Annotated in this window: 20 protein-coding genes; 12 read left to right on the top strand and 8 right to left on the bottom strand. The window is 73.4% G+C overall.

Features of this window, described 5'->3' with window-relative positions; translation table 11 throughout:
• Positions 1–1,353: DUF5691 domain-containing protein (locus ACFQLX_RS23920; RefSeq protein WP_386418368.1), on the top strand; the 1,353-nt coding region annotated here is incomplete at its 5' end.
• Positions 1,354–1,555: 202 nt separating this feature from the next.
• Here ACFQLX_RS23920 and ACFQLX_RS23915 read toward each other — a convergent pair.
• Positions 1,556–1,963, bottom strand: a complete 408-nt coding sequence (locus ACFQLX_RS23915; RefSeq protein ID WP_386418366.1) for a cobalamin B12-binding domain-containing protein — start codon at positions 1,961–1,963, stop codon at positions 1,556–1,558.
• Positions 1,964–2,180: 217 nt separating this feature from the next.
• Here ACFQLX_RS23915 and ACFQLX_RS23910 point away from each other — a divergent pair, with 217 nt between their 5' ends.
• Both ACFQLX_RS23910 and ACFQLX_RS23905 read left to right on the top strand, forming a co-directional pair.
• The gene (locus ACFQLX_RS23910) at positions 2,181–2,993 is read left to right on the top strand and encodes an esterase/lipase family protein (protein WP_386418364.1); all 813 of its coding nucleotides are present in this window, start codon (positions 2,181–2,183) and stop codon (positions 2,991–2,993) included.
• Between the two features lie 162 nt (positions 2,994–3,155).
• Complete coding sequence (locus ACFQLX_RS23905; RefSeq protein ID WP_386418363.1) at positions 3,156–4,628, top strand: M23 family metallopeptidase; 1,473 nt, start codon at positions 3,156–3,158, stop codon at positions 4,626–4,628.
• Between the two features lie 145 nt (positions 4,629–4,773).
• On the opposite strand, the gene pcrA is transcribed toward ACFQLX_RS23905, so the two are convergent.
• On the bottom strand, positions 4,774–7,191 hold the full coding sequence (gene pcrA, locus ACFQLX_RS23900) for a DNA helicase PcrA (RefSeq protein ID WP_386418361.1): 2,418 nt from the start codon (positions 7,189–7,191) through the stop codon (positions 4,774–4,776).
• Positions 7,192–7,460: 269 nt separating this feature from the next.
• On the opposite strand from pcrA, the gene ACFQLX_RS23895 reads away from it, so the two are divergent.
• On the top strand, positions 7,461–8,666 hold the full coding sequence (locus ACFQLX_RS23895; protein ID WP_386418360.1) for a C40 family peptidase: 1,206 nt from the start codon (positions 7,461–7,463) through the stop codon (positions 8,664–8,666).
• 328 nt (positions 8,667–8,994) lie between these two features.
• A complete protein-coding gene (locus ACFQLX_RS23890) occupies positions 8,995–10,089 on the top strand; it encodes a C40 family peptidase (RefSeq protein WP_386418358.1) in 1,095 nt (364 codons plus the stop codon).
• A 95-nt stretch (positions 10,090–10,184) separates the two neighbouring features.
• Here the strand turns inward: ACFQLX_RS23890 and ACFQLX_RS23885 are convergent, their stop codons facing one another.
• Positions 10,185–11,303, bottom strand: coding sequence for an LPXTG cell wall anchor domain-containing protein (locus tag ACFQLX_RS23885; RefSeq protein WP_386418356.1), 1,119 nt, complete (start codon positions 11,301–11,303; stop codon positions 10,185–10,187).
• A 447-nt stretch (positions 11,304–11,750) separates the two neighbouring features.
• Between ACFQLX_RS23885 and ACFQLX_RS23880 the strand changes: the two genes are divergently transcribed.
• From ACFQLX_RS23880 to ACFQLX_RS23860, 5 genes are all read left to right on the top strand, one after another.
• On the top strand, positions 11,751–12,842 hold the full coding sequence (locus ACFQLX_RS23880; RefSeq protein WP_386418354.1) for a L,D-transpeptidase family protein: 1,092 nt from the start codon (positions 11,751–11,753) through the stop codon (positions 12,840–12,842).
• Positions 12,843–13,013: 171 nt separating this feature from the next.
• A complete protein-coding gene (gene guaA, locus ACFQLX_RS23875) occupies positions 13,014–14,603 on the top strand; it encodes a glutamine-hydrolyzing GMP synthase (protein WP_386418353.1) in 1,590 nt (529 codons plus the stop codon).
• 124 nt (positions 14,604–14,727) lie between these two features.
• The gene (locus tag ACFQLX_RS23870) at positions 14,728–15,324 is read left to right on the top strand and encodes a Uma2 family endonuclease (RefSeq protein ID WP_386418351.1); all 597 of its coding nucleotides are present in this window, start codon (positions 14,728–14,730) and stop codon (positions 15,322–15,324) included.
• Between the two features lie 214 nt (positions 15,325–15,538).
• Complete coding sequence (locus tag ACFQLX_RS23865) at positions 15,539–16,699, top strand: hypothetical protein (RefSeq protein ID WP_386418349.1); 1,161 nt, start codon at positions 15,539–15,541, stop codon at positions 16,697–16,699.
• Positions 16,700–16,802: 103 nt separating this feature from the next.
• Entirely contained in the window at positions 16,803–17,294 is a 492-nt protein-coding gene (locus tag ACFQLX_RS23860) for a DoxX family membrane protein (RefSeq protein ID WP_386418348.1), read from the top strand.
• 15 nt (positions 17,295–17,309) lie between these two features.
• Here the strand turns inward: ACFQLX_RS23860 and ACFQLX_RS23855 are convergent, their stop codons facing one another.
• Entirely contained in the window at positions 17,310–18,008 is a 699-nt protein-coding gene (locus tag ACFQLX_RS23855) for a LuxR C-terminal-related transcriptional regulator (RefSeq protein WP_386418346.1), read from the bottom strand.
• Complete coding sequence (locus ACFQLX_RS23850) at positions 18,005–19,297, bottom strand: PspC domain-containing protein (RefSeq protein WP_386418344.1); 1,293 nt, start codon at positions 19,295–19,297, stop codon at positions 18,005–18,007. Before ACFQLX_RS23850 ends, ACFQLX_RS23855 begins: the two co-directional genes overlap by 4 nt.
• A 175-nt stretch (positions 19,298–19,472) precedes the next feature.
• On the opposite strand from ACFQLX_RS23850, the gene ACFQLX_RS23845 reads away from it, so the two are divergent.
• Together ACFQLX_RS23845 and ACFQLX_RS23840 are read left to right on the top strand one after the other, a co-directional pair.
• Positions 19,473–20,915 carry a PspC domain-containing protein gene (locus tag ACFQLX_RS23845; RefSeq protein WP_386418342.1) on the top strand — a complete coding sequence of 481 codons (1,443 nt, stop codon included), beginning with the start codon at positions 19,473–19,475 and terminating at the stop codon, positions 20,913–20,915.
• Positions 20,912–21,217 carry a hypothetical protein gene (locus ACFQLX_RS23840; protein ID WP_386418340.1) on the top strand — a complete coding sequence of 102 codons (306 nt, stop codon included), beginning with the start codon at positions 20,912–20,914 and terminating at the stop codon, positions 21,215–21,217. The genes ACFQLX_RS23845 and ACFQLX_RS23840 overlap by 4 nt, the downstream gene beginning before the upstream one ends.
• Positions 21,218–21,538: 321 nt before the next feature.
• Here the strand turns inward: ACFQLX_RS23840 and ACFQLX_RS23835 are convergent, their stop codons facing one another.
• The 3 genes from ACFQLX_RS23835 to ACFQLX_RS23825 form a co-directional block, all read right to left on the bottom strand.
• Entirely contained in the window at positions 21,539–23,344 is a 1,806-nt protein-coding gene (locus tag ACFQLX_RS23835) for a GMC oxidoreductase (protein WP_386418338.1), read from the bottom strand.
• Positions 23,345–23,393: 49 nt separating this feature from the next.
• A complete protein-coding gene (locus tag ACFQLX_RS23830; RefSeq protein ID WP_386418337.1) occupies positions 23,394–25,004 on the bottom strand; it encodes a succinic semialdehyde dehydrogenase in 1,611 nt (536 codons plus the stop codon).
• A 148-nt stretch (positions 25,005–25,152) separates the two neighbouring features.
• A complete protein-coding gene (locus tag ACFQLX_RS23825) occupies positions 25,153–26,388 on the bottom strand; it encodes an APC family permease (RefSeq protein WP_386418336.1) in 1,236 nt (411 codons plus the stop codon).
• Positions 26,389–26,480 lie beyond the last annotated feature (92 nt).

The following is a 26,480-nucleotide window of genomic DNA, read 5'->3' as shown; positions in this document are numbered from 1 at the left end:
GCTCGGGCGGCGCCTGCAACTCCCGGGCGTTCGCCGCGCGCGGCGCCGGATCTCGCCGAGCTGCTGCCGGAGTGGCTGCGCGCGGCGAACGCCCGGGAGTTGCAGGCGCCGCCCGAGCTGCTGCCGGCGCTGCTGGACGCGGCCCGGGCGCGTGCGGACCTGCGCGCGGAGGCGCTGCGGCTGGGCGGGGAGCGCGCGGTGTGGCTGGCGCGGCTGCGGGGCGGCGAGTGGCGCTTCGCCCTGCGTGCCCCGGGTTCGGGGGGTGCGGGCGGTCCCGGGGTGCCCGACCTGGACGATCCGGCGGCGGTGCGGTCGTGCTGGGAGGAGGGGCTCTTCGCCGAGCGGGCGGCGCTGCTCGCGGCGGTCCGCCGCCGCGAGCCGTCCGCCGCGCCGGCGCTGCTGGCGACGGGCTGGCGGCAGGAGAAGGCGGAGGACCGGCTCGCCTTCCTGGACTCGCTGCGGGAGGGGCTCTGCGCCGGTGACGAGCCCTTCCTTGAGGAGGCCCTCACCGACCGCAGCCGCAACGTCCGTGCCACGGCGGCGGAGTTGCTCACCACGCTGCCGGGTTCGGCGCTGGCCGCGCGGATGGGCGTGCGGGCGCGGGCGCATGTGGTGCTGGACCGCTCCGAGGGGCGGATCACCGTGGAGGCGCCGCACTCCTGCGACGCGGAGATGCAGCACGACGGCATCGAGCCCAAGCCCCCGTCGGGGACGGGTGAACGCACGTGGTGGCTCGGCCAGTTGGTGGCCGCCGCGCCGCTGGAGGTGTGGCCGGAGCTGTTCGGGGGCCGCTCGGCCGAGGAGATCGTGGCGCTGCCGGTGGCCGACGACTGGCGGGCGGATCTGCACGCCGCGTGGTGCCGCGCCGCCACCCGGCAGCAGAGCGCCGACTGGGCGCGGGCCCTGCTGGGCGCCGCCGCCGACTCCGGGCAGGGGGCGCGCCTGCCCGGCCGCGATCCCGCCCGGCTGCTGGCGGTGCTGCCGGCCGGGGAGCGGGCGGACTGGGTGGCCGGGGCGGTGGCGGCGCACGGCCTGTCGGAGTCGTTCCGGCTGCTGGGGGTCTGCGAGGTGCCGTGGTCGGGGCGGTTGGGGGACGCGGTGGTCGACGCCCTGGAGATCGCCCGGGACGGCGGGGGTTATCCGTGGAGCTTCAGCGGGGCCATGGGCCTGGCGGAGCGCTCCCTCCCCCCGGGGCACGCCGACCGGCTGGAGCTGCTCACCCGCGCCACGGACGACACCCCCGTGGACGGCTCCCCCGGCGCGGTCGGCTACTGGTCGGAGGCGTTCCAACGGCTCGTCGCCACGCTACGGATACGCAGCGCGATGCTGGCGGAGCTGTCGGCTGACGGCTGACGCTCTATTCCCCACCGTCATCCGGCCGGCGACGTCCGGTGCCTCCCCAAGCTCTTCGAGCAGGGGATACCCCAGCTCTCGGTGTGCGGTGGCATGGGTCATGAATGGGGCATCCCCTGCTCGAACGAAGTTGAGAGCTTGGGGAAGGAGCCACCTGTCCCATGCCACCGTGCAGCGAGAGTGCGTGCCGGGCGTCGCCGTCCTAGGCTGCTTGGCGGACGTTGCCGTTGACCCAGTCGACGACCGACTGGGTCGTCGCGCCGGGGGTGAAGATCGCGGAGACGCCGAGCTGCTTCAGCTCGGGGATGTCGTCGTCGGGGATGATGCCTCCGCCGAAGACCTTGATGTCCTCGGCGTCGCGCTCCTTGAGCAGCTCGATGACCTTGGCGAAGAGCGTCATGTGCGCACCGGAGAGGATCGACAGGCCGATCGCGTCGGCGTCCTCCTGGATCGCGGTGTGGACGATCTGCTCGGGGGTCTGGTGCAGGCCGGTGTAGATGACCTCCATACCGGCGTCGCGCAGCGCCCGCGCGATGACCTTGGCCCCGCGGTCATGGCCGTCGAGACCCGGCTTGGCCACCACCACTCGGATCGGACCGGTCACACCCATTGCTGCCCTCCATTGCGCGTCGGCCCGGCGTGAGGCCCGGGCTCGTCTGCGTGTGAACGCACGTTATCGCCAGCATCCCGCACCCGCTCGTTTCGTGGGGATGACCGAGGGGGAAATCACACGTGTATGCGGGCCCGTGGACAGCTGGGCGTGTTCCGACGGGCCCGGAGCCGCGCACGGGGGACGGACGCCTCCGTGAGCCTTTCGGAGGTTCCCCATGGGCGCTCCCTTCCGCTTCGGCGTATCCCTCACCGCGCTCGTCAGGGCGCAGCTGCTGGAGGTACTGGTGCTCGCCGGGCACCTCCTCCTCTATCCCACCGGCATCCGCGCCGAGGCGCCGCCCGCCGACACCGGCCACCGGCTGCCGACCAGCGGCCGCACCCCGCCGCCCGTCCTGCTGCTGCACGGCTTCGCCGACAACCGCTCCGTCTTCGCCCTGCTGCGCCGCTCCCTGCACCGGCACGGCCACCGCCACGTCCGGGCCCTCAACCACTCGCCGCTGAGCCGCGACATCCGCGCCGCCGCCGAGCTGCTCGGCCGGCAGGTGGAGGAGACCTGCCGGCGCACCGGCCACCCGAGCGTCGACCTGGTGGGGCACAGCCTCGGCGGCCTCGTCGCCCGCTACTACGTCCAGCGCCTCGGCGGCGACCGGCGCGTGGGCACCGTGGTCACCCTCGGCACCCCGCACGCGGGCACCTACGCCGCGCTGCTGCTCGCCGCCCATCCGATCGTGCGGCAGATGCTCCCCGGCTCCGAGGTGATCAGGGAGCTGGCGCTGCCCGCGCCGGGCTGCCGCACGCGGTTCGTGGCGTTCGGGGGCGAGCTGGACGAGCTGGTGGTCCCGGCGGCGTCGGCCCGTATCGACCACCCCGATCTCGACGTGCGCAACGTCCTGGTGCCCGGTGTGGGGCATCTTGCGCTGGCCGTCCACGCGGGCGTCGCCGCGAATATCCGGCAGTCACTCTCCGGAGCGATCGCGGTCGAACAAACCGGCGGAACACGACAGTCCGACGCCCCATCGGTGGCCTGACGGTCACCCTCCGTCCCCGAAGTGCGGCCGCCTCCCCCGACCTTCGCCCGGCAAACCCTCCAGAAGATTGTCGCGGCCGTTGTCCGCCGGGTACAGTCCAGCACGTTCTTTAGCCGCCAAGCCGAGAGGGACGTGGTGAACGATCCTCACCCGTCGGGGGAGATGACCTCGAACGCCCCCAGTACGGACGGTTACGGATTCGGCTACGGCACGGGCTCGTACGACCTCGGCGGCTACGCCACCGGCGCGTACGCCACCCCCGGTTACGACACGGCCGCCTACGACTCCGCGCAGGACGTCGCGTACGTCACCACCCACCAGTGGGACACCGGCGAACAGCAGCCCCACACCGGCTACGACCCGGCGTACGGCACCGGCGGCTACGCCCCCGCGGCCGAGGGGTACGACTCCGCCGGCTACGAGGTCCCCGCCGTCTGGCCCGTCGGCGCCATCCCGCAGCAGCCGGGCCCGCACGAGGTCTGGGACGCCACGACCGCCGGTACGGGATACGACCCCGGATACGACTCCGCGTACCAGCCGGCCGCCGACTGGAGCACGGACGGCAGCCTCTCCGTCTCCTACGACAGCAGCGGCCACCCGGCCACCGGCTGGGACCCCGCCGGCTACGACACGCCGGTCGACACCGCCGCGTACTCCTTCGAATCCGGGTACGAGCCCTCCGTCGAGTACGGCACGTACACCCCCGAGGCCGCGGACACGCAGGAGCCGGCGCGGCCCGAGCCCTCCCCGGGCTCTTCGAGCGACGGATACCCCGGCGACACCGGCGCCCCCTCCTACGGATCCGGCGACACGGACGACACCGGCGACACCGACAACGCAGCCGGCCCCGACGACGCAGCCGCCCCCGAGCCCGCCGCCCGGCAGCGCACGTTCGTCCGCCCCCGTCCCCGCCGCTCCTCCCCCAAGCGCTCGGCGCTGCTCACCGTCGCCGTCCCCTCCCTCGCCGTGGTCGGCGTGGCCGGGATGGCCGCCGCCTCCGTGGGCGACCCGCAGCAGGTCGAGGTCGCCAAGCAGGCCGTCACCGCCGCCGACCCGACCTCGGTCAAACCGGCCGCCGCCAACGCCGAGTTGGACACCCAGCTCACCGGGGCCACCGAGGAGGCCGGCGACTTCGCGGACCGCGCCAGCCGTACGCAGGAGCGCCTCGACCTCAAGGAGCGCGAGGCGCAGGAGCGCAAGCGCCGGGCCGAGGAGGCGGCGCGCCGCGAGGCGCTGCGGCCGAAGTTCATGCTGCCGGTGGCCGAGCACGGGCTGAGCGCGCAGTTCGGGCAGGGCGGCGTCAACTGGATGTCCCTGCACACCGGCATCGACTTCCCCGTCAGCTACGGCACCTCGGTGCGCGCGGCGACGGACGGCACGGTCAGCACCAAGTGGGACTACTCCTACGGCAACATGGTGATCGTCACCGCGGCCGACGGCACGGAGACCTGGTACTGCCACCTCTCCAGCGCCCGCATCCGCTCCGGCCCCGTCCAGGCCGGCACCGTGATCGGCTACTCCGGCAACTCCGGCAACTCCACCGGCCCGCACCTGCACTTCGAGGTCCGCCCCTACGGCGGCGACCCGATCGACCCGCTGACGTGGCTGCAGAACAAGGGGCTCAACCCGCTGTAGAGAGCGCGGACTCACGCATGCACGCCGCCCCGACGCAACGGTGGTCGGTGCGTGCTCTGGGCGTGCAGCGGCACAGGTCATGTGGCGGAGCCACCTGTCCTGTGCCGCTGTGCGTCCAGAGTGCGTGCCGGGCGCCGGGGCGGCCTCAGAGCTTCTCTACCGGTGCGTACCGCAGCAGCAGCCGCTTGGGCTTGTCGCCCGTGCCGAAGTCGATCGTCGCCTCGGTCTTCACGCCCTCGCCGTTGACCGCCAGCACCGTCCCCAGCCCGAAGCGGTCGTGCGTCACGCGGTCGCCGACGGACAGCGAGACCGCCGGCCGGTCGTCCAGCCGCCCGGTGGCGAAGGTCTGCGGCCCGCGCGCGAGACGCGCGGCACCGGCGGACGGGGCGGAGCGCGAAGACGCCCCGGAGGCCGGGGACTTGCCGATGCTCGCCGTGCCGCCCTCGCGCCGCCACTGGAGCTGCGCGGGCGGGATCTCGTCCAGGAAGCGGGAGGGCGGGTTGTACGCGGGCTGGCCCCAGGCGCTGCGCATCGAGGCCCGGGTCAGGTAGAGCCGCTCGCGGGCGCGCGTGATGCCGACGTAGGCGAGGCGGCGCTCCTCCTCCAGCTCCTTCACGTTCCCCAGGGCCCGCATGTGGGGGAAGACGCCGTCCTCCATGCCGGTGAGGAAGACCGTGGGGAACTCCAGGCCCTTGGCGGTGTGCAGCGTCATCAGCGTGACCACGCCGCCGCCGTCCTCGCCGTCCTCGGGGATCTGGTCGCTGTCGGCGACCAGCGCCACGCGCTCCAGGAAGTCGGCCAGCGTGCCCCCCTGGGCCGCGGCGCCCTCACCGTCCTCGCCGCCCGAGTCGCCTGCGCCGTGCTCCTGCTCGAACTCCAGCGCCACAGCGGCCAGTTCCTGGAGGTTCTCCACGCGCGTCTCGTCCTGCGGGTCGGTGGACGCCTGCAGCTCGGCGAGGTAGCCGGTCCGCTCCAGCACCGCCTCCAGCACCGTGGCCGGGCCGGCGCCGGACTCCACGACCGTGCGCAGCTCCTCCAGCAGGACGTTGAAGCGCCGCACCGCGTTCACCGAGCGGGCCGCCATGCCGTACACCTCGTCCACCCGCCGCAGCGCCTGGGCGAAGGAGGTCTTCTCCCGCAGCGCGAAGCCCTCGACCATCGCCTCGGCGCGGTCGCCGATGCCGCGCTTGGGGACGTTGAGGATGCGGCGCAGGGGGACGGTGTCCTCCGGGTTGGCCAGCACCCGCAGGTAGGCCAGGATGTCGCGGACCTCCCGGCGCTCGTAGAAGCGCACGCCGCCGACGACCTTGTAGGGCAGGCCGACGCGGATGAGGACCTCCTCGAAGACGCGCGACTGGGCGTTCGTACGGTAGAAGATCGCCGTGTCGCCGGCCCGGGCGTCGCCCGCGTCCGTGAGCCGGTCGATCTCCTCGGCGATGAACTGCGCCTCGTCGTGCTCGGTGTCCGCGACGTAGCCGATGATCTTCGCGCCGGCACCGGCGTCCGTCCACAGGTTCTTCGGGCGGCGGTTCTCGTTCTTCTCGATCACCGCGTTGGCGGCGGAGAGGATGGTCTGGGTGGAGCGGTAGTTCTGCTCCAGCAGGATCGTGCGGGCCTGGGGGTAGTCCTCCTCGAACTGGAGGATGTTGCGGATGGTCGCCCCGCGGAAGGCGTAGATCGACTGGTCGGCGTCGCCCACCACGCACAGCTCGGCCGGCGCCGCGCCCTCGACGCCCCCGCCGACCAGCTCGCGCACCAGGGTGTACTGCGCGTGGTTGGTGTCCTGGTACTCGTCGACCAGCACGTGCCGGAAGCGGCGGCGGTAGTGCTCGGCGACGTCCGGGAATGCCTGGAGCAGATGGACCGTCGTCATGATCAGGTCGTCGAAGTCCAGCGCGTTGGCCTCGCGCAGCCGCGACTGGTAGAGCGTGTACGCCTCGGCGAGGGTCTTCTCGAAGCCGTCGGCGGCGCGCCCCGCCCAGTCCTCCTCGTCGATCAGCTCGTTCTTCAGCGCCGAGACGCGCGCGCTGAGCACCTTGGGCGCGAAGCGCTTGGAGTCGAGGTCCAGGTCACGGCAGACCAGGGACATCAGCCGCTTGGAGTCGGCCCCGTCGTAGATGGAGAAGGAGGAGGTGAAGCCGAGCTTCTTCGACTCGCGGCGCAGGATGCGCACGCAGGCGCTGTGGAAGGTGGAGACCCACATCGCGTTCGCCCGCGGGCCGACCAGCTGCTCGACGCGCTCCTTCATCTCGCCGGCGGCCTTGTTGGTGAACGTGATCGCGAGGATCTCGCCCGGATGCACCCGGCGCTCGGCGAGCAGGTGCGCGATGCGGTGCGTGAGCACCCGGGTCTTGCCCGAACCGGCGCCGGCGACGATGAGCAGCGGACCGCCCGCGTGCACGACGGCCTCGCGCTGCTGCTCGTTCAGCCCGTCCAGCAGCGCGGCGGGATCGAGGGGCGCGATCGGGGGGCGCGGGGCGCCGTCGCGGTAGAGGGGCTCGGGCGGGCTCGGCTTCAGCTGCGCGCCCAGGTTCAGCTGGCTGTCATCGAAGAGGCTGCTCATCGTCCACCGAGTCTAGGCGCCGCCACCGACACCCGGGAGCCGTCCGCCGGTCCGGGGGGTACGGGCCCACGCCGCCGGAGCCGGGGCGCCGCCCGCCGGACCGATCCCCCGATGTCACCCATGTCCACCCGCGCCCTCGGAAGATCACAAAAAGGTATCGGACATATCGAACACCAGGCTTCACATACACCCCATCGAGTGGCTAGCGTGCTGCGCCAGCGCCCCCGTGCCCCACTCACCGGCGTCCCATCGGAAGGAAGTGGCGAGCCTTGCCCGCCTCTCAGAAGCACCGCAAGCCGCGTCCCCGGCTCCTCGACTCCGCCGCGGCCACCACCGGCGGCCGTGCCGCCGTCGGTGTGACGACCGCCGCACTGGCCTCCGCGACCCTGCTCACGCAGAGCGCGCAGGCGGACGACCGCCCCACCCTGGCGGAGGTCAAGGAGCAGGTCGACCACCTCTACCACCAGGCCGAGGTGGCCACCGAGCGCTACAACGCGGCCAAGGAGCGCGCCGCCGGACAGCGCGGCGAGGTCGCCGAGCGGCTGGACGAGGTGGCCGAGCAGACCCAGCGGCTCAACGACGCCCGCCGCGAACTGGGGCAGCTGGCCGCGGCGCAGTACCGCACCGGCGGGGTGACGCCCACGGAGACGTTCATGCTCTCCGACGACCCGCAGGAGTACTTCGACCAGGCGCACCTGATGGAGCGGCTCACCGAGCGCCAGCAGATCACGATCAAGGACTTCCGCGCCCAGCAGGAGACCGCGGCGAGGAAGCGCGCCGAGGCGAGCGAGAGCCTGCGTACGCTCACCGCCTCGCAGCAGGAGCTGGCCGACTCCAAGGAGGAGGTCCAGACGAAGCTGGGCGACGCGCGCGAACTCCTCGACAGGCTCAGCGCGCAGGAGAAGGCCCGCCTCGCCGAGCTGGAGCGCCAGCGCGAGGCCGAGGCGCAGCGCAAGGCCGAGGAGGCCGCCCGCCAGGCGGAGTTGGAGCGCCAGGCCGAGCTGGAGCGCCAGCAGGCCGCGGCGGAGGAGGCCGCCCGCCAGGCCGCGGCCGAGGAGGCCGCCCGGCAGGAGGCCGAGGCCACCGAGCCCGCGCCCGCGCCGGCCCCCGCACCCGCGCCCGCCCCCTCCAACGCCGACCAGGTCATCGCCTTCGCGAAGGCCCAGATCGGCAAGCCCTACGTCTGGGGCGCCACCGGCCCCGACTCCTACGACTGCTCGGGACTCACCCAGGCCGCCTGGAAGAGCGCGGGCGTCACGCTGCCCCGTACCACCTGGGACCAGGTCAACGTGGGCACCCAGGTCTCGAAGGCGAACCTGCAGCCCGGCGACCTGGTCTTCTTCTACGACGACATCAGCCACGTCGGCATCTACGCCGGCGGCGGCCAGATGATCCACGCCCCCAAGCCGGGCGACAGCATCCGCTACGAGTCGATCGACTACATGCCCTTCCACAGCGCGGTCCGCCCGGGCTGAGCGGGGCCGGCGTCTAGCATCACGTCCCGCCGGGGGTGGCCCATCCGCCACCTCGGTCACAGCAGGCATCCCCGGCGACGCCCTTTGGTAACGGAACGGACACTATCTGTCGCCGCGTCACCCCCAGGGGGGTAGTGCGCGTCAAGTCTCCTCCGGGGGCGCGTCCGGGCGTTTAACTTCCTGGCCCAGGTGCCCGACACCTCGAACCGCCGCCCGGCCGCAGTCGGCCGTCCGGCGTCCGTCGGTCACCTCCGCCACGTTCCGGCGGCGGCCCCGACTTCCTGTACGGGGCTACTGCCGGGCCCTGAGGAAGGATGTGATGGCCCCCGTGGCCGGACACAGTAGGCCCAGGCTCAGGCACCATCGTCGTACGGCCGCACAGGCGGCGGGCGTGCTCACGCTCGCCGGTGTGGCCACCGCGCTCGGCAGCGTCTCGCAGGCCGAGCCGCGGCTCTCCGTCGCCGAGGTCAAGGCCCGGGTGGACGCGCTCCACCACGACGCGGAGGTCGCCACCGAGCGCTACCACGCCGCCCGGGAGCGGGCGCAGCGCTCCGAGCGCCGCATCGAGCGGCTGCAGGACCAGGCCGCCCGCCGGCAGCAGGAGCTCAACGAGGCGCGCGGCGCCCTCGGCGGGCTGGCCGCCGAGCAGTACCGCACCGGCGGGCTGGGGCCGGCGATGCGCCTGGCGCTCTCCGCCTCCCCCGAGGAGTACCTGGCGCGGGCGGAGGTGCTGCGGCGCGCGGGCGACCGGCAGGCCGTCCGGCTGAACGGGATCGGCCACCGGCTGCGCGAGCTGCGGCAGTTGCGCGGGGAGGCGGAGCGCGAGCAGGTCGCGTACGACCGCACGCGCGACGCGCTGCGTACGCACAAGAAGACCGTCGAGGCCAAGCTCGCCGAGGCGCAGCGGCTGCTCAACACCCTTGCCCCGGTGGACCGTTCGGCGATCACCGCCGAGCACGGCGCGCCCGCCGCCGCCAACCGCGACTTCCGTCGCGGGGAGTTGGCCGCGCCGCGCGGGGGCGCGCAGGCGGGTCCGGACGGCGCGGGCGCCGCGCCGAGCGCGCCCGCCGCCTCCTCGCCCGCCGCGACCGCCGTCTCGTACGCCATGGCGCAGATCGGCAAGCCGTACGTGTGGGGTGCCACCGGGCCGAGCGCCTTCGACTGCTCGGGGCTGACGCAGGCCGCGTGGGAGGCGGCGGGGGTGGCGCTGCCGCGGACGACGTTCACGCAGATCAACGCGGGGCAGCGGGTCTCGCGCTCCCAACTGGTGCCGGGTGACCTGGTGTTCTTCTACTCCTCGGTCAGCCACGTGGGGATGTACATCGGCAACGGGCAGATGGTGCACGCGCCCCGGCCGGGCTCCTCGATCCGCACCGCGCCGGTCGATCTGATGCCGTTCGCGGGGGCGGTACGCCCGGCGTGACGGCCCACACGCAGGGGCCCGTGCCACCGCGGTCGCGGTGGCACGGGCCCCTGCGTGATGCTCAGCCGTTACGGCAGTCGACCACGAGACATCCGTCAGGCGGCGGACTCGACCTCAGTGCTGCCGTTGCGGCGACGCACGACGTACACGGCGGCGGCACCGAGCAGCAGCGCACCGGCGGCGGAGCCGGCGAGGGCGGCGACGGGGGTGTCGGAGCCGGTCTGGGCCAGCTCGCCGACGTTGCCGGTGGGCAGCACGTTGCGGCCGCCCTGCGGCTTGGCGTCACCCGGGTTGCCGGCGTCGGAGCCGGCGGCCAGGATCTCGAACTCGTAGGTCTTCTCGTCCAGGGCGCAGGTGCCGTTCTTCTTCTCGTAGACACCGAAGGCGATCGCCACGCCGGCACCCGGCTTGGCCTTCGCGGAGACCTTCAGACGCAGCTGGAGGGAGATCTTCTCGCCGGCCTCGACGTCGATCAGGCCGGCGATGTTGCCGCCCTCGGAGAGGTCGCTGCTCCACTTCTCGCCGTCGAAGTACTGGAGGTCCGCGTACTTGGCGGCGAGGTCGTCGCCCCCACCCGCCAGTTCGGACTTGTAGAGCACCGTCATCCCGAGGACGACGTCCTTGGTCTTCTTGCCCGCGCTGTTGTCGAGGTTGAGGTTGAACTCCTTCCAACCCGAGCCCGCGACAACCTTGTTCGGGAAGCCGGAGAGGCTGGCGTTGAAGGCAGCCGCCTCGCAGTCGGGCACCTCGGGGAGGGGAGGCTCCTCGCCGCCGGGACCACCCGTGGTGGTCTCGCCGGTGGTCGTCTCACCGGTGGTGGTCTCACCGGTCGTCGTCTCACCGGTCGTCGTCTCACCGGTCGTCGTCTCACCGGTGGTGGTCTCGCCGGTCGTCGTCTCACCGGTCGTCGTCTCACCGGTGGTGGTCTCACCGGTGGTCGTCTCACCGGTCGTCGTCTCACCCGTGGTGGTCTCGCCCGTGGTGGTCTCACCGGTCGTCGTCTCACCAGTGGTCGTCTCACCCGTGGCGGTCTCGCCCGTGGCGGTCTCACCGGTGGTGGTCTCACCGGTCGTCGTCTCACCGGTCGTCGTCTCGCCCGTGGTCGTCTCACCGGTGACGGTGTCCTGCGCCTGCGCCGCCGGCGCGGCCATCAGCGCTGCGGGGATGATCGCGGCCGTGGCGACGGCCGCCGCCAGGGAACGGCGGAGCTTCATGTAAGACCCTCTCGGTCTTCGGAGTACGCGTGGGTGGCGCCGTAGGCGGACCGGGTGTCCGGTCCGAGCCGCACCGCATCGGCGGCGGTGGTCATCGTGACGCCTTCGGCCCGCTGATGCTAGAAGAGGAGACCGGGGTGCGGCAGGTTAACTTTCGGTGTCCGAAAAGAGGCCCTGCGCGGAGTCGAGCGGCAAATCCGGGCAATACACCAAAGTTGCTCCCGTTTCCCGAATTTCTCTGTGGCGAACGCCACTTGCGTCGGAATTTCGACCTCCGCACCCACCGCCCCCGACCTGGCCGTTCACCTCCCCCACGGCCGCGCGAACGCATCCCGCGCAGCCCCGATCGCCCTCCGTGACCCTCTCGTTATCGGTATCTCTGCAACCATTCGACGGCCCTGGCGTGTCAATTCACCAGAAGTCCCTCACAGAGCTCGGGAGCACTCCGTGCACAGCAGGCGAATACGTACCTCCGTGGCCGCGGCCGTCACCGCCGCGGTGCTGGTCCTCACCGGTTGCGCTTCCGACGGCGACCGGGCGGCGCCCGCCGCCAACGCGGCCGACCCGGTCGCCGCCACGCCCTCCTTCGAGGACGAGCCGAGCGAGGAGCCCTCCGAGACGCCCACGCCGAAGGAGAGCAAGCCGGCGGACAAGGTCGTCCTCAAGCCGGGCGACAACAGCGACAAGGTCCGCGAGCTGCAGGCCCGCCTGGTGCAGGCCAAGCGCCTGAAGGCCGTCCCGAACGGCAACTACGGCCCCGCCACCAAGGGCGCCGTCTCCGAGTACCAGAGCGCGCAGGGCCTCAAGGTCACGGGCATCGTCGACGAGACCACCTGGACGAAGCTCCTCTCCCAGACCAAGACGCCCACCCAGGAGGAGCTGCACCCGAAGAAGCAGCTCATCGGCCAGGGCGACAACAGCGACAAGGTCCGCGAACTGCAGGCCCGCCTCAAGCAGCTCGGCCACTTCAAGGAGAAGCCGACCGGCTACTACGGCCCCGTCACGCAGACGGCCGTCAAGGCGTACCAGCAGGCCGTCGGCATCGAGGCGACGGGCACGGTCTACGAGGACACCTGGGAGAAGCTCCTCTCCCAGACCAAGACGCCCACCCAGGACGAGCTGCGCCCGCCGGTCGAGCTGCCGGCCGTCGACGCCTCCCTGGCCGACATCGACGAGCGCTGCAAGACCGGTCGCACGCTGTGCATCTCCAAGACCTCGCGCAAGATGGCGTGGATGATCGACGGCAAGGTCGTCCGCCTCTTCGACGTCCGCTTCGGCGCCGAGGGCTACGAGACCCGCGAGGGCGTCTTCTCCGTGTACTGGAAGAGCCGCGAGCACGTCTCGACCATCTACAACTCCCCGATGCCCTTCGCGATGTTCTTCGACGGCGGCCAGGCCGTGCACTACTCGGAGAACTTCGCGCAGAACGGCTACAGCAACGGCTCCTACGGCTGCGTCAACGTCCGTGACTACAACGGCATCAAGTGGCTCTTCGACACCCAGGTGAAGACCGGCGACAAGGTCGTCATCCACTGGTGACGCACGGCCGTACGGGCCCGGCCGCCGCGTGGCAGCACACGGCGACCGGGCCCGTACGCGTGTACGGACCATCCCTGCCCCGTCCGCGCCCCGTCCGCGCCCCGACCTCGGGCGTACCGCAGCCCCGATAGAATCAGGACACTCCCCCTCGGACCCCCGGAAGGCCGCACAGTGTCCTCAGCGCCCACCGAAGCCCCCACCGAGACCGGCCCCGACACGGTCCTCGTCGTCGACTTCGGCGCCCAGTACGCGCAGTTGATCGCCCGCCGCGTCCGCGAGGCGCGCGTCTACAGCGAGATCGTCCCCTCCACCACGCCGGTGGCGGAGATGCTCGCCAGGAACCCCGCCGCGATCATCCTCTCCGGCGGCCCCTCCTCGGTCTACGCCGAGGACGCCCCCACCCTGGACCCCGCGCTCTTCGAGGCCGGCGTGCCGGTCTTCGGTATGTGCTACGGCTTCCAGCTGATGGCGCAGACCCTCGGCGGCACGGTCGACAACACCGGCAGCCGTGAGTACGGACGTACGCCGCTGGCCGTCAGCCGCCCCGACTCCACCCTCTTCGCCGGTACGCCCGAGCGCCAGGACGTGTGGATGTCGCACGGCGACGCCTGCTCCGCCGCCCCGGAGGGCTTCACGGTCACCGCCGCCACCGACGCGGTGCCCGTCGCCGCCTTCGAGAACGACGCCAAGCGGCTCTACGGCGTGCAGCACCACCCGGAGGTCATGCACTCCACCCACGGCCAGCAGGTGCTGGAGCACTTCCTCTACCGGGGCGCGGGCCTGGAGCCGAACTGGACGACGAGCAACGTGGTCGAGGAGTCCGTCGCGGCGATCCGCGAGCAGGTCGGCGACAAGCGCGCCATCTGCGGCCTCTCCGGCGGCGTGGACTCCGCCGTCGCCGCGGCCCTCGTCCAGCGGGCCATCGGCGACCAGCTGACGTGCGTCTACGTCGACCACGGGCTGATGCGCAAGGGCGAGACGGAGCAGGTCGAGAAGGACTTCGTCGCCGCGACGGGCGTGAAGCTGAAGGTCGTCGACGCGCGCGAGCGCTTCCTCGACGCGCTCAGGGGCGTCTCCGACCCGGAGGAGAAGCGCAAGATCATCGGCCGGGAGTTCATCCGGGTCTTCGAGCAAGCGCAGGCGGAGATCGTCGCCGAGCACGGCGGCGAGGTGGAGTTCCTGGTGCAGGGCACCCTCTACCCGGACGTCGTGGAGTCCGGCGGCGGCACGGGCACCGCGAACATCAAGTCCCACCACAACGTGGGCGGGCTGCCGGAGGACCTGGAGTTCCAGCTCGTCGAGCCGCTGCGGCGCCTCTTCAAGGACGAGGTCCGCATGGTCGGCAAGGAGCTGGGCCTGCCCGACGAGATCGTCCAGCGCCAGCCCTTCCCCGGCCCCGGCCTGGGCATCCGCATCGTCGGCGAGGTCACTGAGGAGCGCCTGGACCTGCTGCGCGAGGCCGACGCCATCGCCCGCGAGGAGCTGACGGCGGCGGGCCTGGACCGCGAGATCTGGCAGTGCCCGGTGGTCCTCCTCGCCGACGTACGCAGCGTGGGCGTCCAGGGCGACGGCCGCACCTACGGCCACCCGATCGTCCTGCGCCCGGTCTCCTCCGAGGACGCGATGACAGCGGACTGGACGCGGATGCCGTACGAGGTGCTGGCCAGGATCTCCACCCGCATCACCAACGAGGTGCCCGACGTGAACCGGGTGGTGCTGGACGTGACGTCCAAGCCGCCGGGCACGATCGAGTGGGAGTAAGGCTCCCCCTCAGGGTTTCGCAGGTCAACGGCTCGCGCGTCGCTCATTTCTTCGAGTGGCGCGCGAGCCGTTGCCGCTGGGTACGCTGGTGGTACGGCTCACAATCCCGTCCATGGGAGCAACCATGACCGCAGAAGCCCTGCCCGCCGAGCACACCATCCAGTGGCCCGTGCCGCCGGAGCAGGGTTACACCGTGGACGACCTGTTCACCCTGCCCGGCCTCCCACCGCACACGGAACTGATCGACGGGAGCTTGGTGTTCGTGAGTCCGCAGCGTGTTTTCCACAGTCTGGTGATGTATCTGCTGGAGGCGGGCCTGCGCCGGACAGCGCCACCCGAGGTCCGGGTGCGCCGCGAGATGACCGTCGTGATCGACAAGCGGCAGGGGCCCGAGCCCGACCTCCTGGTGGTCTCCGCCGAGGCCGAGGCCGACACCGGGCAGACGCACTACCGCGCCGAGGACGTGAGCCTCGCCGTCGAGGTCGTCTCCCCCGACTCCGAGGCCCGCGACCGCCTGCGCAAGCCGCAGCTGTACGCCAAGGGCGGCATCGAGCACTTCTGGCGCGTCGAGCAGGGCGAGGACGGCCTCCCCGTCGCGTACGTCTACGAGCGCGACCCCGCGACCGGCGAGTACGCCCTCACGGGCATCCACCGCAACCGCCTGAAGCTCGCCGTCCCCTTCCCCGTCGACATCGACCTCACGGAGCTGGAGCGCCTCTGAGAGGCCGCCGGGCAACCTCCGTTCCCCGCCAACCGCCGTCCGATATCCGGCGAATGGCCACGCAACCGGACATAGATCACCCCCGCCGCGCCGACTCCGCGTGGCGTAGGGCACAATGCGCAGTCATCGCATGGTTGGCATTGCTAGGGGGCACGACGTGACGGTGCGTACGGACTCTTCAGGGTCGACTCCCGCGGGATCGGCCGGAGCCGCCGTGCCCGCGCAGGGCGGCGGCTTCGACGCGCTGCGCGACCGGTACGCGGCCGGGGCCGAGCTGCCCCGCGCGCTGGCGCACTCCCCCGGCGCCTCCCGCCAGTGGGTCTCCGACGAGCTGACCCGCGCCGCCCGCGAGGACACCGCCCGCTCCCGCGAGGCGGGCGAGGCGTGGCTGCGCGGACTGTGGCGCCCCACCGCCTACGCGCTGGGCGGCTCGATCGCCGCGCTGGCGCTGGGGCAGGGCCTCACCGCGATCGGCGCCGGCTGGACCGCGGCGCGCTCCGCCGGCCTGGTCGCCGCCGTGCTGCTGGGCGCCGTGCTCGCGGGCGCCGGCTGGCTGCACCGGGTGCGCGGCGGCGTCCTCGCCCCGCTGGTCGGCGCGGACGGCCGGCTCTCCACCTCCCGTACGGTCGCCGCCGCCTGGACGCTGCTGGCCACCTACGCCGTCCTCTTCCTCGCCCTGGAGCTGGGCTTCGACGCCGGCGTACGGCCCGACTTCACCCGCGCCGCCGGGCTCAACTGCGTGCTCGGGCTGGTCTTCGGCACCGCCGTCGCCGTCCGCGCCTGCGCCGCCGCCCTGCGCCACCACCGGCTGCTGCGCAAGGTCCGCGCCGACCGCCCCCGCCCCTCCGACCTGCTCTGCGACGACGCGGGGCGCGGCAGCTTCACCGACATCCAGTACGTGCTGACCACCACCGCCGTCCTGGTCTACGCGGGCGTCTGCCTGGCCCGCCGCCCCGAGCAGCTGCCCGAACTCCCCTGGGGGCTCGTGGGGTTGACGGCCGTGAGCGCGGGCGCGTACCTGGCGGGCAAGCTCTCCGAGGGCGGGCGCCCGGTCATCTGGTCGGTGGTGCGCGCCCGCGAGGCCGGCGACCTGGACGCGCCGCTGCGCACCGGCGACGACATCGAGATCCGCGGCTCCGGCTTCGTCCCGCCGGGCGCGACGACCGCCGGGCAGCTGGCCCGTACCGTCGTGCGGATCGGCGGCGTCCATGTGCACGTGCCGCTGGTCCCGGTGACAGGCGGCTTCGACAACCCGGCCGACGACGTGCTGATCGTCCCGGTCCCGGCGGAGGTGGAGCCGGGCCGCGTGGAGATCCGCGTGGTGACGGCCTCGGGCGCGGAGAGCGTCCCGTACACCGTGGACATCGTGGACTGAGTCCGGACGCTCCTTATCTACGTACTGCACAGGCAGGCGCGGTATTCGCGCTGCCGTGCGACCGTAGGTCGTGTTCGGAGTTTCGACGCGGAAGAGGTCAGCCATGCCGAAGCACGACTCCCCGACGTCCCGTCCCGGCCCGCGCGCGCTCGCCGAGCGCTACGCCCTGCTGCCCCTGCGCCTCTTCCTGGGCGCGACCTTCGTCTACGCGGCCCTCGACAAGCTGACCGACCCCGCCTTCCGCGCGGCCTCCGGCCCCGGCTCGCTGGCGGACACCCTCGCCGGGGTGGAGTCGACGGCGGGCGCGCCCTTCCTGATCGACCTGGCCCAGCGGGCGCCGGAGGGCTTCGCCTGGGCGATCGCGCTGGGCGAGCTGGCGGTCGGCGCGGGCATCCTGCTCGGCCTGCTGGGCCGGCTGGCGGCGCTGGGCGGGGCGCTGCTGTCGCTGTCGCTGTGGCTGACGGTGAGCTGGTCGGTGGAGCCGTACTACCTGGGCAACGACCTCGCCTACCTGATGGCCTGGACGCCGTTCGTCCTGGCCGGGACGCCGTACCTGTCGGTGGACGCCTGGCTGGCCGCCAGACGCCGTGCTTAGACCAGCCGCCGGGCCCTAGACCAGCCGCCGCGCCGTCGCCCACCGCGTCAGCTCGTGGCGGTTGGAGAGCTGGAGCTTGCGCAGGACCGCCGAGACGTGCGACTCCACCGTCTTGACGGAGATGAAGAGCTGCTTGGCGACCTCCTTGTACGCGTAGCCGCGCGCGATCAGCCGGAGCACCTCGCGCTCGCGCTGCGTGAGGCGGTCGAGGTCCTCGTCCACCGGCGGGGCGTCGGTGGAGGCGAAGGCGTCCAGGACGAAGCCCGCCAGCCGGGGCGAGAAGACCGCGTCGCCGTCGGAGACCCGGAAGATCGCGTCGACCAGGTCCACGCCGGTGATCGTCTTCGTGACGTACCCGCGCGCCCCGCCGCGGATGACGCCGATGACGTCCTCCGCCGCGTCGGAGACCGACAGCGCCAGGAAGCGCACCGGCCGCTCGGGGTCCGCCATCAGCGGCGCCGCGCGGCGCAGCACCTCCACCCCGCCGCCGCCGGGGAGGTGGACGTCCAGCAGGACCACCTCGGGCCGGGTCGCGGTGATCACCGTGACGGCCTGGTCGACGTCGCCGGCCTCCCCGACGACCTCCACGCCGGTGCTCTCCGTGACGCCGATCTCCGCCTGGACGCCGGCGCGGAACATCCGGTGGTCGTCGACCAGGACGACCCGGACCTGCCGGCTGACACCTGCTGCGCTCTCGGGGGTCCCCTGGGTCACGAGTCCGCCGTCCTCTCCATCTCGAGTTCCACTTCGGTGCCGCCGCCGGGCACCGCGCGCAGTCGCGCCGTGCCGCCGTTGCGCTCCATCCTGCCGATGATGGACTCCCGCACGCCCATCCGGTCGGCCGGGACCGCGTCCAGGTCGAAGCCCGGCCCCCGGTCCCGTACCGAGAGGAAGACCGTGCGGCCCTCCACCTCGGCGTAGACCTGCACCGCGCCGCCGTCCCCACCGTACTTGGCGGCGTTGACCATCGCCTCGCGCGCTGCCTGGAGTTGGGCGCCGAGGCGCTCGTCGAGCGGGCAGTCGCCGACGCAGACGACCTCGACCGGCACCCCGTGGTGGTCCTCCACCTCGGCGGCGGCCCGGCGCACCGCCTCGGCGACGGTGGCCGGCTCCTGGGCGGCGTCGCGGCCGTTGCCCTCGGGCCTGTAGAGCCAGGCGCGCAGCTCCCGCTCCTGGGCGCGGGCCAGCTTGCGCACCTCGGGGGCGTCGTCGGCGTTGCGCTGGATCAGGGTGAGGGTGTGCAGCACGCTGTCGTGCACGTGCGCGGCGACCTCGGCGCGCTCCTGGGCGCGGATGCGCATCGTGCGCTCCTCGGAGAGGTCCTGCACCATCCGTACGAGCCAGGGCCCGGCGAGCAGCGCGACCCCGACCAGCACGGCCAGCGAGGCCTGCAGGACGGAGCCGAGGTGCTTGGCGGAGCCCTGGACGATGAAGATGGCGCCGACCCCGACCCCGACGAGCAGCACCCCCGCCGCGCCCCGGACCACCGGGATGAAGCGGCCGCGCTGGGTCATCTGCGCCCAGCGGGCGCGGCGGGCGTTGTCGGCCTGGCGCCAGACGAGGGCGACGCCGGCGCCGATGAGGACGAGGGGGAAGAGGAAGGCGTTGCCCCGGCCGAGGTTGAGGGTGGCGCCGCAGACGACGGCGGCGATGACCAGGGCGAGGAGCTGGCCCTTGTCGGGGCGGCGCAGCCGGATCGCCCGGGGGGTCCCGGTCACGGCGGGGGTGCCGCCCAGCCCGAGGGGGACGACGAACCAGAACACCGCGTAGAGCAGCATCCCCAGGCCGCCGGCGGTGAACAGCACGACGAAGATGATCCGCACCCAGGACACGGGCACCCCGAGGTGCCCCGCGAGCCCGCGCGCCACCCCGCCGAGCCAGCGCCCGTCGGCGCTGCGGTAGAGCCGCCGGTACGCTTCGGCGCCCTCGTCCCTGGCGCCCGCCCTGGCGGCGGGTTCGGGCGCGGCGGGGGTGTCCGCCGCGACGGTGCTGCTGGAGGCCATACCCACGATCGTCACACGGACGGCCCCGTACCGGTATCAGGGTCGTCCCTGATCGGCCCCTGGGATCGGTGGGGAGGCCGACGGTGCGGCCCCCGGGGTCTCAGGGGCGGATCTCAGGGGTAGTTAGGGGTTCCTGCCGGTCCTGCGCGGCGGGAAGGTCGGCCACCATGTACGTATGACCGAGTCCGCCACCCCCGTGAGCACAGCCGCCGCCACCGGGCGCCCTCCCGAGCCGGAGGCCGCGCCCGTGCGCGAGCGGCTCACGCGCGCCCGGGACGGCAAGGTCGTCGGCGGGGTGAGCGCGGGGCTCGGGCGCTATTACGGGATGGACCCCGTCATCTTCCGCGTCGTCTTCGGCGTGCTCGCCGTGGCCGGCGGCCTGGGGCTGCTCGGCTACGGGGTGGCGTGGCTGGTCGTCCCCGGCGAGGGGGAGGACGAGAACGAGGGGAAGCGGCTGCTCTCCGGCCGCGTCGAGGGCGCCGCCCTCACCGCGCTGCTGCTCATGGTCGTCGGCTGCGGGCTCTTCCTGTCGATGCTGGGCAACGGCGAGGTGCACGCCTTCACGGCGATGCTGGTCCTGGCCGTGGCGGGCGCCTGCTTCTGGTCGCGCCACAAGCGCGAGGTGGAGAGCGGCGCCCTCCCCTGCGACGAGGCCACCGCGCAGACCGTCGCGGACGCACCCCCCGAGACGGCGCCGCCGCCCGTCCCCGACTCCCCCTCCTGGTGGCGCGACCCGCTCCTCAAGGACGGCGCCCCCGGCTATCTGTGGGGGCCGCCCGACACCCCGTACGACAAGGCCGCCGCGGCGCCCCTGCGCTCGCGCCGGGTGCGCCCGAGGCACTCCGACATCGGCGGCCCGGTCTTCGTGCTGGCGCTGCTCGCCGGCACGGTCGTCGCCTGGACGGCCTGGGGCGGCCACCCGGTCGGCACCAGCCTGTCGCTGGGCCTGGCGAGCGCGCTGGGCGTCTTCGGCCTCGGCTTCCTGGTGAGTTCCTGGTACGGGCGTACGGGCTCCGGGACGGTCTTCTGGTCGATGGCCACGGCGGCCCTGCTGACACTGGCGCTGTCCCTCCCGCCGAACGTGACGGCGCAGTGGACCGAGCGGACCTGGCGCCCCGCCTCCGCGGCCCAGGTCCGGTCCGGGTACGAACTGGGCACGGGGGACGCCGTACTGGACCTCTCCGCCGTGCGCCCGGCGAAGGGCGCGGTACTGACGGTGCGCGCAGAGCTCGGCGCCGGCCGGCTGCGGGTGGTCCTGCCGGCGGGGGTCGGCGCGCACGTCGCCGGCCGGATCGGCCTGGGCGACCTGCGGCTGCTCGTCGAGGGCGGCCGGCGGCACGACGACTTCGACCCGACGGTGGACAGCAGCCGCGAGCTGGACCTGCCGGCGAGCGGCGCCGGGGTGCGGGCGGGGACGCTGCGGCTGGATCTGGAGGTGGGCGTGGGGCAGTTGGACGTACTCCGGGACGGCCCCCGGACCGCCGCGCCCAGCCCGCCGGCCGCCCCGTCGCCCCCGGCCGCCCCGTCGCCCCCGGCCGCCCCGTCGCCGTCGCCCCCCTCACCGCCCGCGCCCCCCTCACCGCCCGCCCCGCCGACCGCAGAAGGCAGCGACGTATGAAGCGCCACAGGTTCGAGTTCGGCCCGCTGCTGGTCGGCCTGGCGCTACTCGCCGTCATGGCGGGGGCCGTGCTGGAGGCGTCCGGCGACTCCGGCAGCACCGCCGGCATCGCCTCCTGGCCCAGCTGGTGGCCGGTGGTGGCCACGGCGGTCGCCATGACGCTGGGCGGCGGCCTCTCCTCGCTGGGCTGGAGCCGCCGCAGCGCCCGGCGGCGGCGCGCGGCGGAGGCCGTGGAGGCGTACTACCAGGAGCACGAGTCGCACCCGCCGCGCCTCCACGACCACGGGGACCGCTGGCGCTGATCGCCAACACCCGTATCAGACAAGGCCGTTACCCGGGCGCGCCCGCCTCGTTGAAGAGGGTGTCCGCGCGCGCCCGGATGCACACCCGAATGCGGGGTCGGTGCGCAAGCGCGGACGGAGTGGGCGGCGCGGATGTGCCGGGTCCGGCTTGCAGGAGGGCCGCCGGCCGCCGCGCCACAGGACCTCGCTCCGCAGGGAGCGGCCGGACAGCAGGGGACAGCGGGTCCGGCCGCGCAGGGAATCGCGGCCGGACCCGCCCAGGATCTGCACCCTGGAGCAGCTCCGGCCGCGTCCTGCCGCTCTGGTCCCGTACGAGACCCCCTACGCCTCCCGGGCCGCCTCGCCCTCGTCGCGCCGCACCGTCGGGATCGGCAGCAGCGGCAGCCGCAGCGCCGCGAACGCCTCCTTCGGGACCGCCGGGCTGTGCGGCACGACCGGCGCCAGGCGCCGGTAGTCCTCGCCCTGCGCGGGGCGCGCGTCCGCCTCGCCCTTGTTGGGCCACAGCGACATGGCCCGCTCGGCCTGCGCGGTGATGGTCAGCGAGGGGTTCACGCCCAGGTTCGCGGAGACGGCCGCGCCGTCCACCACGGAGATGCCCGGGTGCCCGTAGAGGCGGTGGTACGGGTCGATGACGCCCGTCTGCGCGGAGTCGCCGATCGGGCAGCCGCCGAGGAAGTGCGCGGTGAGCGGGGTGCTGAGCATCTCGCCGATGTTGGTGCCGGAGATGCCGCCCAGCTCGGCGGCCACCGCGTCCGCGGCGGTCTTCGCCTCGGGGATGAACACCGGGTTGGGCTCGCCGTGCCCCTGCGCGGCGGTGAGCAGGCCCTTGCCGAGGCCGCGCTTCTTGCGGCTGGTGTTGAGGGAGTTGTCGTGGGTCTGCATGACCAGGCCGATGATGACCCGCTCCGACCAGTGGTTGGCGATCAGGTTGACGGGGATCAGCAGCGGGTTGCGCAGATAGCCGCGGAACAGCCCGGAGAGGAAGCGGCCCAGTGCGGTGCGCCGGTGGTGGTGGCCCGGCATGCACAGCGCGCCCATGGCGTTGGAGCCCTTGCCGTAGCGGACGGGCTCGACGTGGGTGGTGGCGTTGGGGTGGATGGAGGAGGTGATCGCCACCCCCTTGGTGAAGTCCAGCTCCTGCCCGGGGTGCTTCCTGCGCCAGCGCCGCGGGATGGCGAACGCCCCGGTGAGGGCTTCGGAGTTGGTACGGGTCAGCTCGCCGAGCCGTGCGGAGAGCCGGGGCAGCTTCCCGGTGTCGCGCATGGTGTGCAGCAACGTCTGGGTGCCGTACGTACCCGCCGCGACGACGACCTTCTCGGCGCGCAGCACGGTCTTCGTGCCCTTGCGCCGCTTGTCGGTGGGCACGGTGGTGACGGCGTAGCCGCCGTCGGGGTGCTCGGCGAGCCCCACGACGGTGGTCATCGGCCTGACCTCCGCGCCGGCCTTCTCCGCGAGGTAGAGGTAGTTCTCGTTGAGGGTGTTCTTCGCCCCGTGCCGGCAGCCCGTCATGCACTCGCCGCACTCGGTGCACGCCTTGCGGGACGGGCCCGCGCCGCCGAAGAAGGGGTCGGGCACCTCCTCGCCGGGCGCGGCCTTCACCCCGTCGGCGTCGTTGCCGTCGCCGAAGAAGACCCCGACCGGCGCCATGTGGAAGGTGTCCCCGCAGCCCATCTTCTCGGCGGCGGCCTTGAGATGGACGTCGGAGGGCGTCATGGTCGGGTTGAGGCGCACGCCGAGCATCCGCTGCGCCTGCGCGTAGTAGGGCTTCAACTCCCCTTCCCAGTCGGTGATGTGACCCCACTGGCGGTCCTGGAAGAAGGGGGCGGGCGGTACGTACAGGGTGTTGGCGTAGTTGAGCGAGCCGCCGCCCACGCCCGCGCCGGCCAGGATCATCACGTTCGACATCAGGTGGATGCGCTGGATGCCGTAGCAGCCGAGTCTCGGCGCCCACAGGAAGTTGCGGGTGTCCCAGGAGTTCTTCGGCAGCGTCTCGCGGGTGAAGCGGCGGCCGGCTTCCAGGACGGCGACCCGGTAGCCCTTCTCGGTCAGCCGCAGCGCGGAGACCGAGCCGCCGAAGCCGGAGCCGATGACGATGACGTCGTAGTCGTAGCCGGTGTCGGCGCTCACGTTCTCCCCTTGCAGAAAAATAGGACGGTGGTCAAATCCGGCGGCCGGCTCAGCGCAGCCGGAAGGCCTTCATCAGCCGCAGGCCGCGCGTCATGGTCGCGGCGAACTTCGCGTCGTCCAGCCCCATCGAGGGGGCCAGCGGAAGCAGCCGCTGGTGGGCGACGGTCTGGCCCTCGGTGTACTTGAGGATGCCCTCGGCGCCGTGCCGGCGGCCCAGGCCGGAGTCGCCCATGCCGCCCATCGGGGACTGGGCGCTGCCGTAGGCGGGGCCGTAGCCCTCGTTGATGTTGACCGTGCCGGCGTGCAGGCGGGCGGCCAGGGCGAAGCCCTTGCGGCCGTTCCTCGTCCAGACGCTGGCGTTGAGGCCGTAGGGGGTGGCGTTGGCGCGGCGGACGGCCTCGTCCTCGTCGGAGAAGCGGTAGACGGAGACCACGGGGCCGAAGGTCTCGTCCTCGCAGACCGCCATGGGCTTCTCGACGCCGTCGAGGATCGTCGGCTCGTAGAAGTACGGGCCCAGGTCCGGCCGGGCGCGCCCGCCGGCCAGCACGGTGGCGCCCTTCTCGACGGCCTCGTCGACGTGGCGGACGACGGCGTCGAGCTGGTTGCCGCCGGAGAGGGAGCCCATGTCGGCGCCGTAGGCGAGGCCGGCGCCCAGGCGCATCTCCTTCGTACGGGCGGCGAAGCGCTTGAGGAACTCGTCGGCGATCGACTCGTGGACGAACAACCGCTCGATGGAGACGCAGAGTTGGCCGGCGGAGGAGAAGCAGGCCCGTACGGCTCCGGCAGCGGCCTTGGCCACGTCGGCGTCCGCGCAGACGAGCATCGCGTTCTTGCCGCCCAGCTCCAGGGAGGTGCCGATCAGCCGGGCAGCGGCGCCCTGGGCGACGGTGCGGCCGGTGGCGGTGGAGCCGGTGAAGGACAGGTAGTCGGCGCGGGCGATGATCTCCGGACCCAGGACGGAGCCGGCGCCGATGACGATCTGCCACAGGTCCTCGGGCAGCCCGGCCTCGATGAGCAGCCGGCGGGCCCACAGCGCGGTCAGCGGGGTGCCGCTGTCGGGCTTCATCACCAGGCCGTTGCCCGCGAGGAAGGCCGGCAGGGCGTCGCCGACGGTCAGCTCCAGCGGGTAGTTCCAGGGGGCGATCTGGCCGACGACGCCCTTGGGCTGGCGCAGTTCGCGGACCTTGGTCAGCACCGGCATGGCGCCGGTGTGGCTCTTCGGGCGCAGGTAGGCGGGGCCCTTGCGGCCGTAGTGGCGGGCGCCGACGGCGACGGCGAGGACCTCCTCGTAGGCGTGCAGGCGCGTCTTGCCGGTCTCCAGCTGGACGAGGTCGAGGATCTCGTCCTGCCGGCTGAGGAGCAGGTCGTGGAAGCGCAGCAGCACCGCCGCGCGCCGCGCCAACGGCCAGGTGGCCCAGGCCAGTTGGGCCGCGCGGGCCCGCTCGAAGGCGGCGTCGACGTCCCCGGCGGCGGCTCGGGGGACGGTGGCCAGGACCTCCCCGGTGGCGGGCGCGCGGGTGACGAGCTCCCCGTCCCCGGCGATACCGCGCACGAGGCGGGCCACCAGCTCCGGCGTGACGACGTCGGCGGCGCTGCGGGTCCCGGCGGGCACGACGGCGGTGGGGTTGCCGGCGGCGGGGGTCAAGGCGGTGTCGGTCATACGGGTGAGGGTAAGGGCAAGCGGGCCGCTTGTGTACCCGTCGGTAACGAATTCCGCCAGTGAATACTGGCGCGTACGGTTCCGGTGGCCGCGACTCCGGGGCCGACGGCAGCACCGGCCCCCCGCACACCACCCGCCACGCCGCCCGTCAGCCCGCGCGCCGGCGCCGCGCCCCGTAGACCCCCGCTCCCACCGCCAGGACCGCCGCCCCCGCCGCCACCGAGGGCCACGGCAGGGCGAACGCCAGGACCAGGCAGCCCGCCAGGCCGAGGGCCGGGATCGCGCGCGGGGGGCGGCCCTCGGCCGAAGTGAGCGTCCAGGCGGCCGCGTTGGCCACCGTGTAGTAGACCAGCACGCCGAAGGACGAGAAGCCGATCGCCGCGCGGACGTCCGCGAAGGCGACCACCACCGCCACCACCGCGCCCACCGCCAGCTCCGCCCGGTGCGGGACGGAGAAGCGCGGGTGGACGGCCGCGAGCGCGCGCGGCAGGTGGCCGTCGCGGGCCATGGCGAGGGTCGTACGGGAGATGCCCAGGATCAGCCCCAGCAGCGCCCCCAGCGCGGCCACCGCCGCCCCGGCCCGGACGACCGGCGCCAGCCGGTCCGCGCCCGCCGCCCGCACCGCCTCGGCCAGCGGTGCGGGCGAGTCGGCGAGGCGCTCGGGGCCCAGCACGGCCAGGACGGACACCGCGACGGCGGCGTAGCAGACCAGCGTGATGCCCAGCGCGATCGGGATGGCGCGCGGGATCGTACGGGCCGGGTCGCGGACCTCCTCGCCGAGGGTGGCGATGCGCGCGTAGCCGGCGAAGGCGAAGAAGAGCAGCGCGCCCGCCTGCAGCACCCCGCCGACGCCCGCGTCCGTATCCACGTCCAGCCGGCTCGCGGCGGCGTCCGGGCTGCCCAGGCAGGCCGCCACCACGCCGGCCAGCACCGCCAGCACCACCGCGACGATCGCCCGCGTGAGCAGCGCGGACTTCTGCACGCCGGTGTAGTTCACCGCCGTCAGCGCCACCACCGCCGCGACCGCCACCGCGTGCGCGTGGTCCGGCCAGGCGTACAGCCCCGCCGTCAGCGCCATCGCCGCGCACGACGCCGTCTTGCCGACGACGAAGGCCCAGCCCGCGAGGTAGCCCCAGAACCCGCCCAGCCGCTCGCGCCCGTAGACGTACGTGCCCCCCGACGCCGGATAGCGCGCCGCGAGCCGGGCGGAGGAGGTCGCGTTGCAGTACGCCACCACGGCCGCCGCCGCGAGCCCGAGCAGCAGACCGGAGCCGGCCGCGCGCGCGGCGGGGGCGAGCGCGGCGAAGATCCCGGCGCCGAGCATGGAGCCGAGCCCGATGAGCACCGCGTCGCCCACGCCCAGCCGTCGTTGCAGTTCAGCCATGCCGGGTGTCTATCAGACGGAGCTGAACAGCCGGTTCAGAGGCTGTTGCCGAACCCCCGTCTGCGCCCCGACGCCCGGCACGCACTCTCGCC

This window comes from Streptomyces polyrhachis, assembly GCF_042663125.1.
GTDB lineage: Bacteria > Actinomycetota > Actinomycetes > Streptomycetales > Streptomycetaceae > Streptomyces > Streptomyces polyrhachii.
This window is presented reverse-complemented; position numbering and strand designations above follow the sequence as displayed.

Coding starts and splice junctions, on each gene's coding strand:
- ACFQLX_RS23860 (WP_386418348.1), top strand. CDS start 16,803: ATGCCGAAGCACGACTCCCCGACGTCCCGTCCCGGCCCGCGCGCGCTC.
- ACFQLX_RS23845 (WP_386418342.1), top strand. CDS start 19,473: ATGACCGAGTCCGCCACCCCCGTGAGCACAGCCGCCGCCACCGGGCGC.
- ACFQLX_RS23910 (WP_386418364.1), top strand. CDS start 2,181: ATGGGCGCTCCCTTCCGCTTCGGCGTATCCCTCACCGCGCTCGTCAGG.
- ACFQLX_RS23870 (WP_386418351.1), top strand. CDS start 14,728: ATGACCGCAGAAGCCCTGCCCGCCGAGCACACCATCCAGTGGCCCGTG.
- ACFQLX_RS23905 (WP_386418363.1), top strand. CDS start 3,156: ATGACCTCGAACGCCCCCAGTACGGACGGTTACGGATTCGGCTACGGC.
- ACFQLX_RS23830 (WP_386418337.1), bottom strand. CDS start 25,004: ATGACCGACACCGCCTTGACCCCCGCCGCCGGCAACCCCACCGCCGTC.
- ACFQLX_RS23825 (WP_386418336.1), bottom strand. CDS start 26,388: ATGGCTGAACTGCAACGACGGCTGGGCGTGGGCGACGCGGTGCTCATC.
- ACFQLX_RS23850 (WP_386418344.1), bottom strand. CDS start 19,297: ATGGCCTCCAGCAGCACCGTCGCGGCGGACACCCCCGCCGCGCCCGAA.
- ACFQLX_RS23915 (WP_386418366.1), bottom strand. CDS start 1,963: ATGGGTGTGACCGGTCCGATCCGAGTGGTGGTGGCCAAGCCGGGTCTC.
- ACFQLX_RS23840 (WP_386418340.1), top strand. CDS start 20,912: ATGAAGCGCCACAGGTTCGAGTTCGGCCCGCTGCTGGTCGGCCTGGCG.
- pcrA (WP_386418361.1), bottom strand. CDS start 7,191: ATGAGCAGCCTCTTCGATGACAGCCAGCTGAACCTGGGCGCGCAGCTG.
- ACFQLX_RS23885 (WP_386418356.1), bottom strand. CDS start 11,303: ATGAAGCTCCGCCGTTCCCTGGCGGCGGCCGTCGCCACGGCCGCGATC.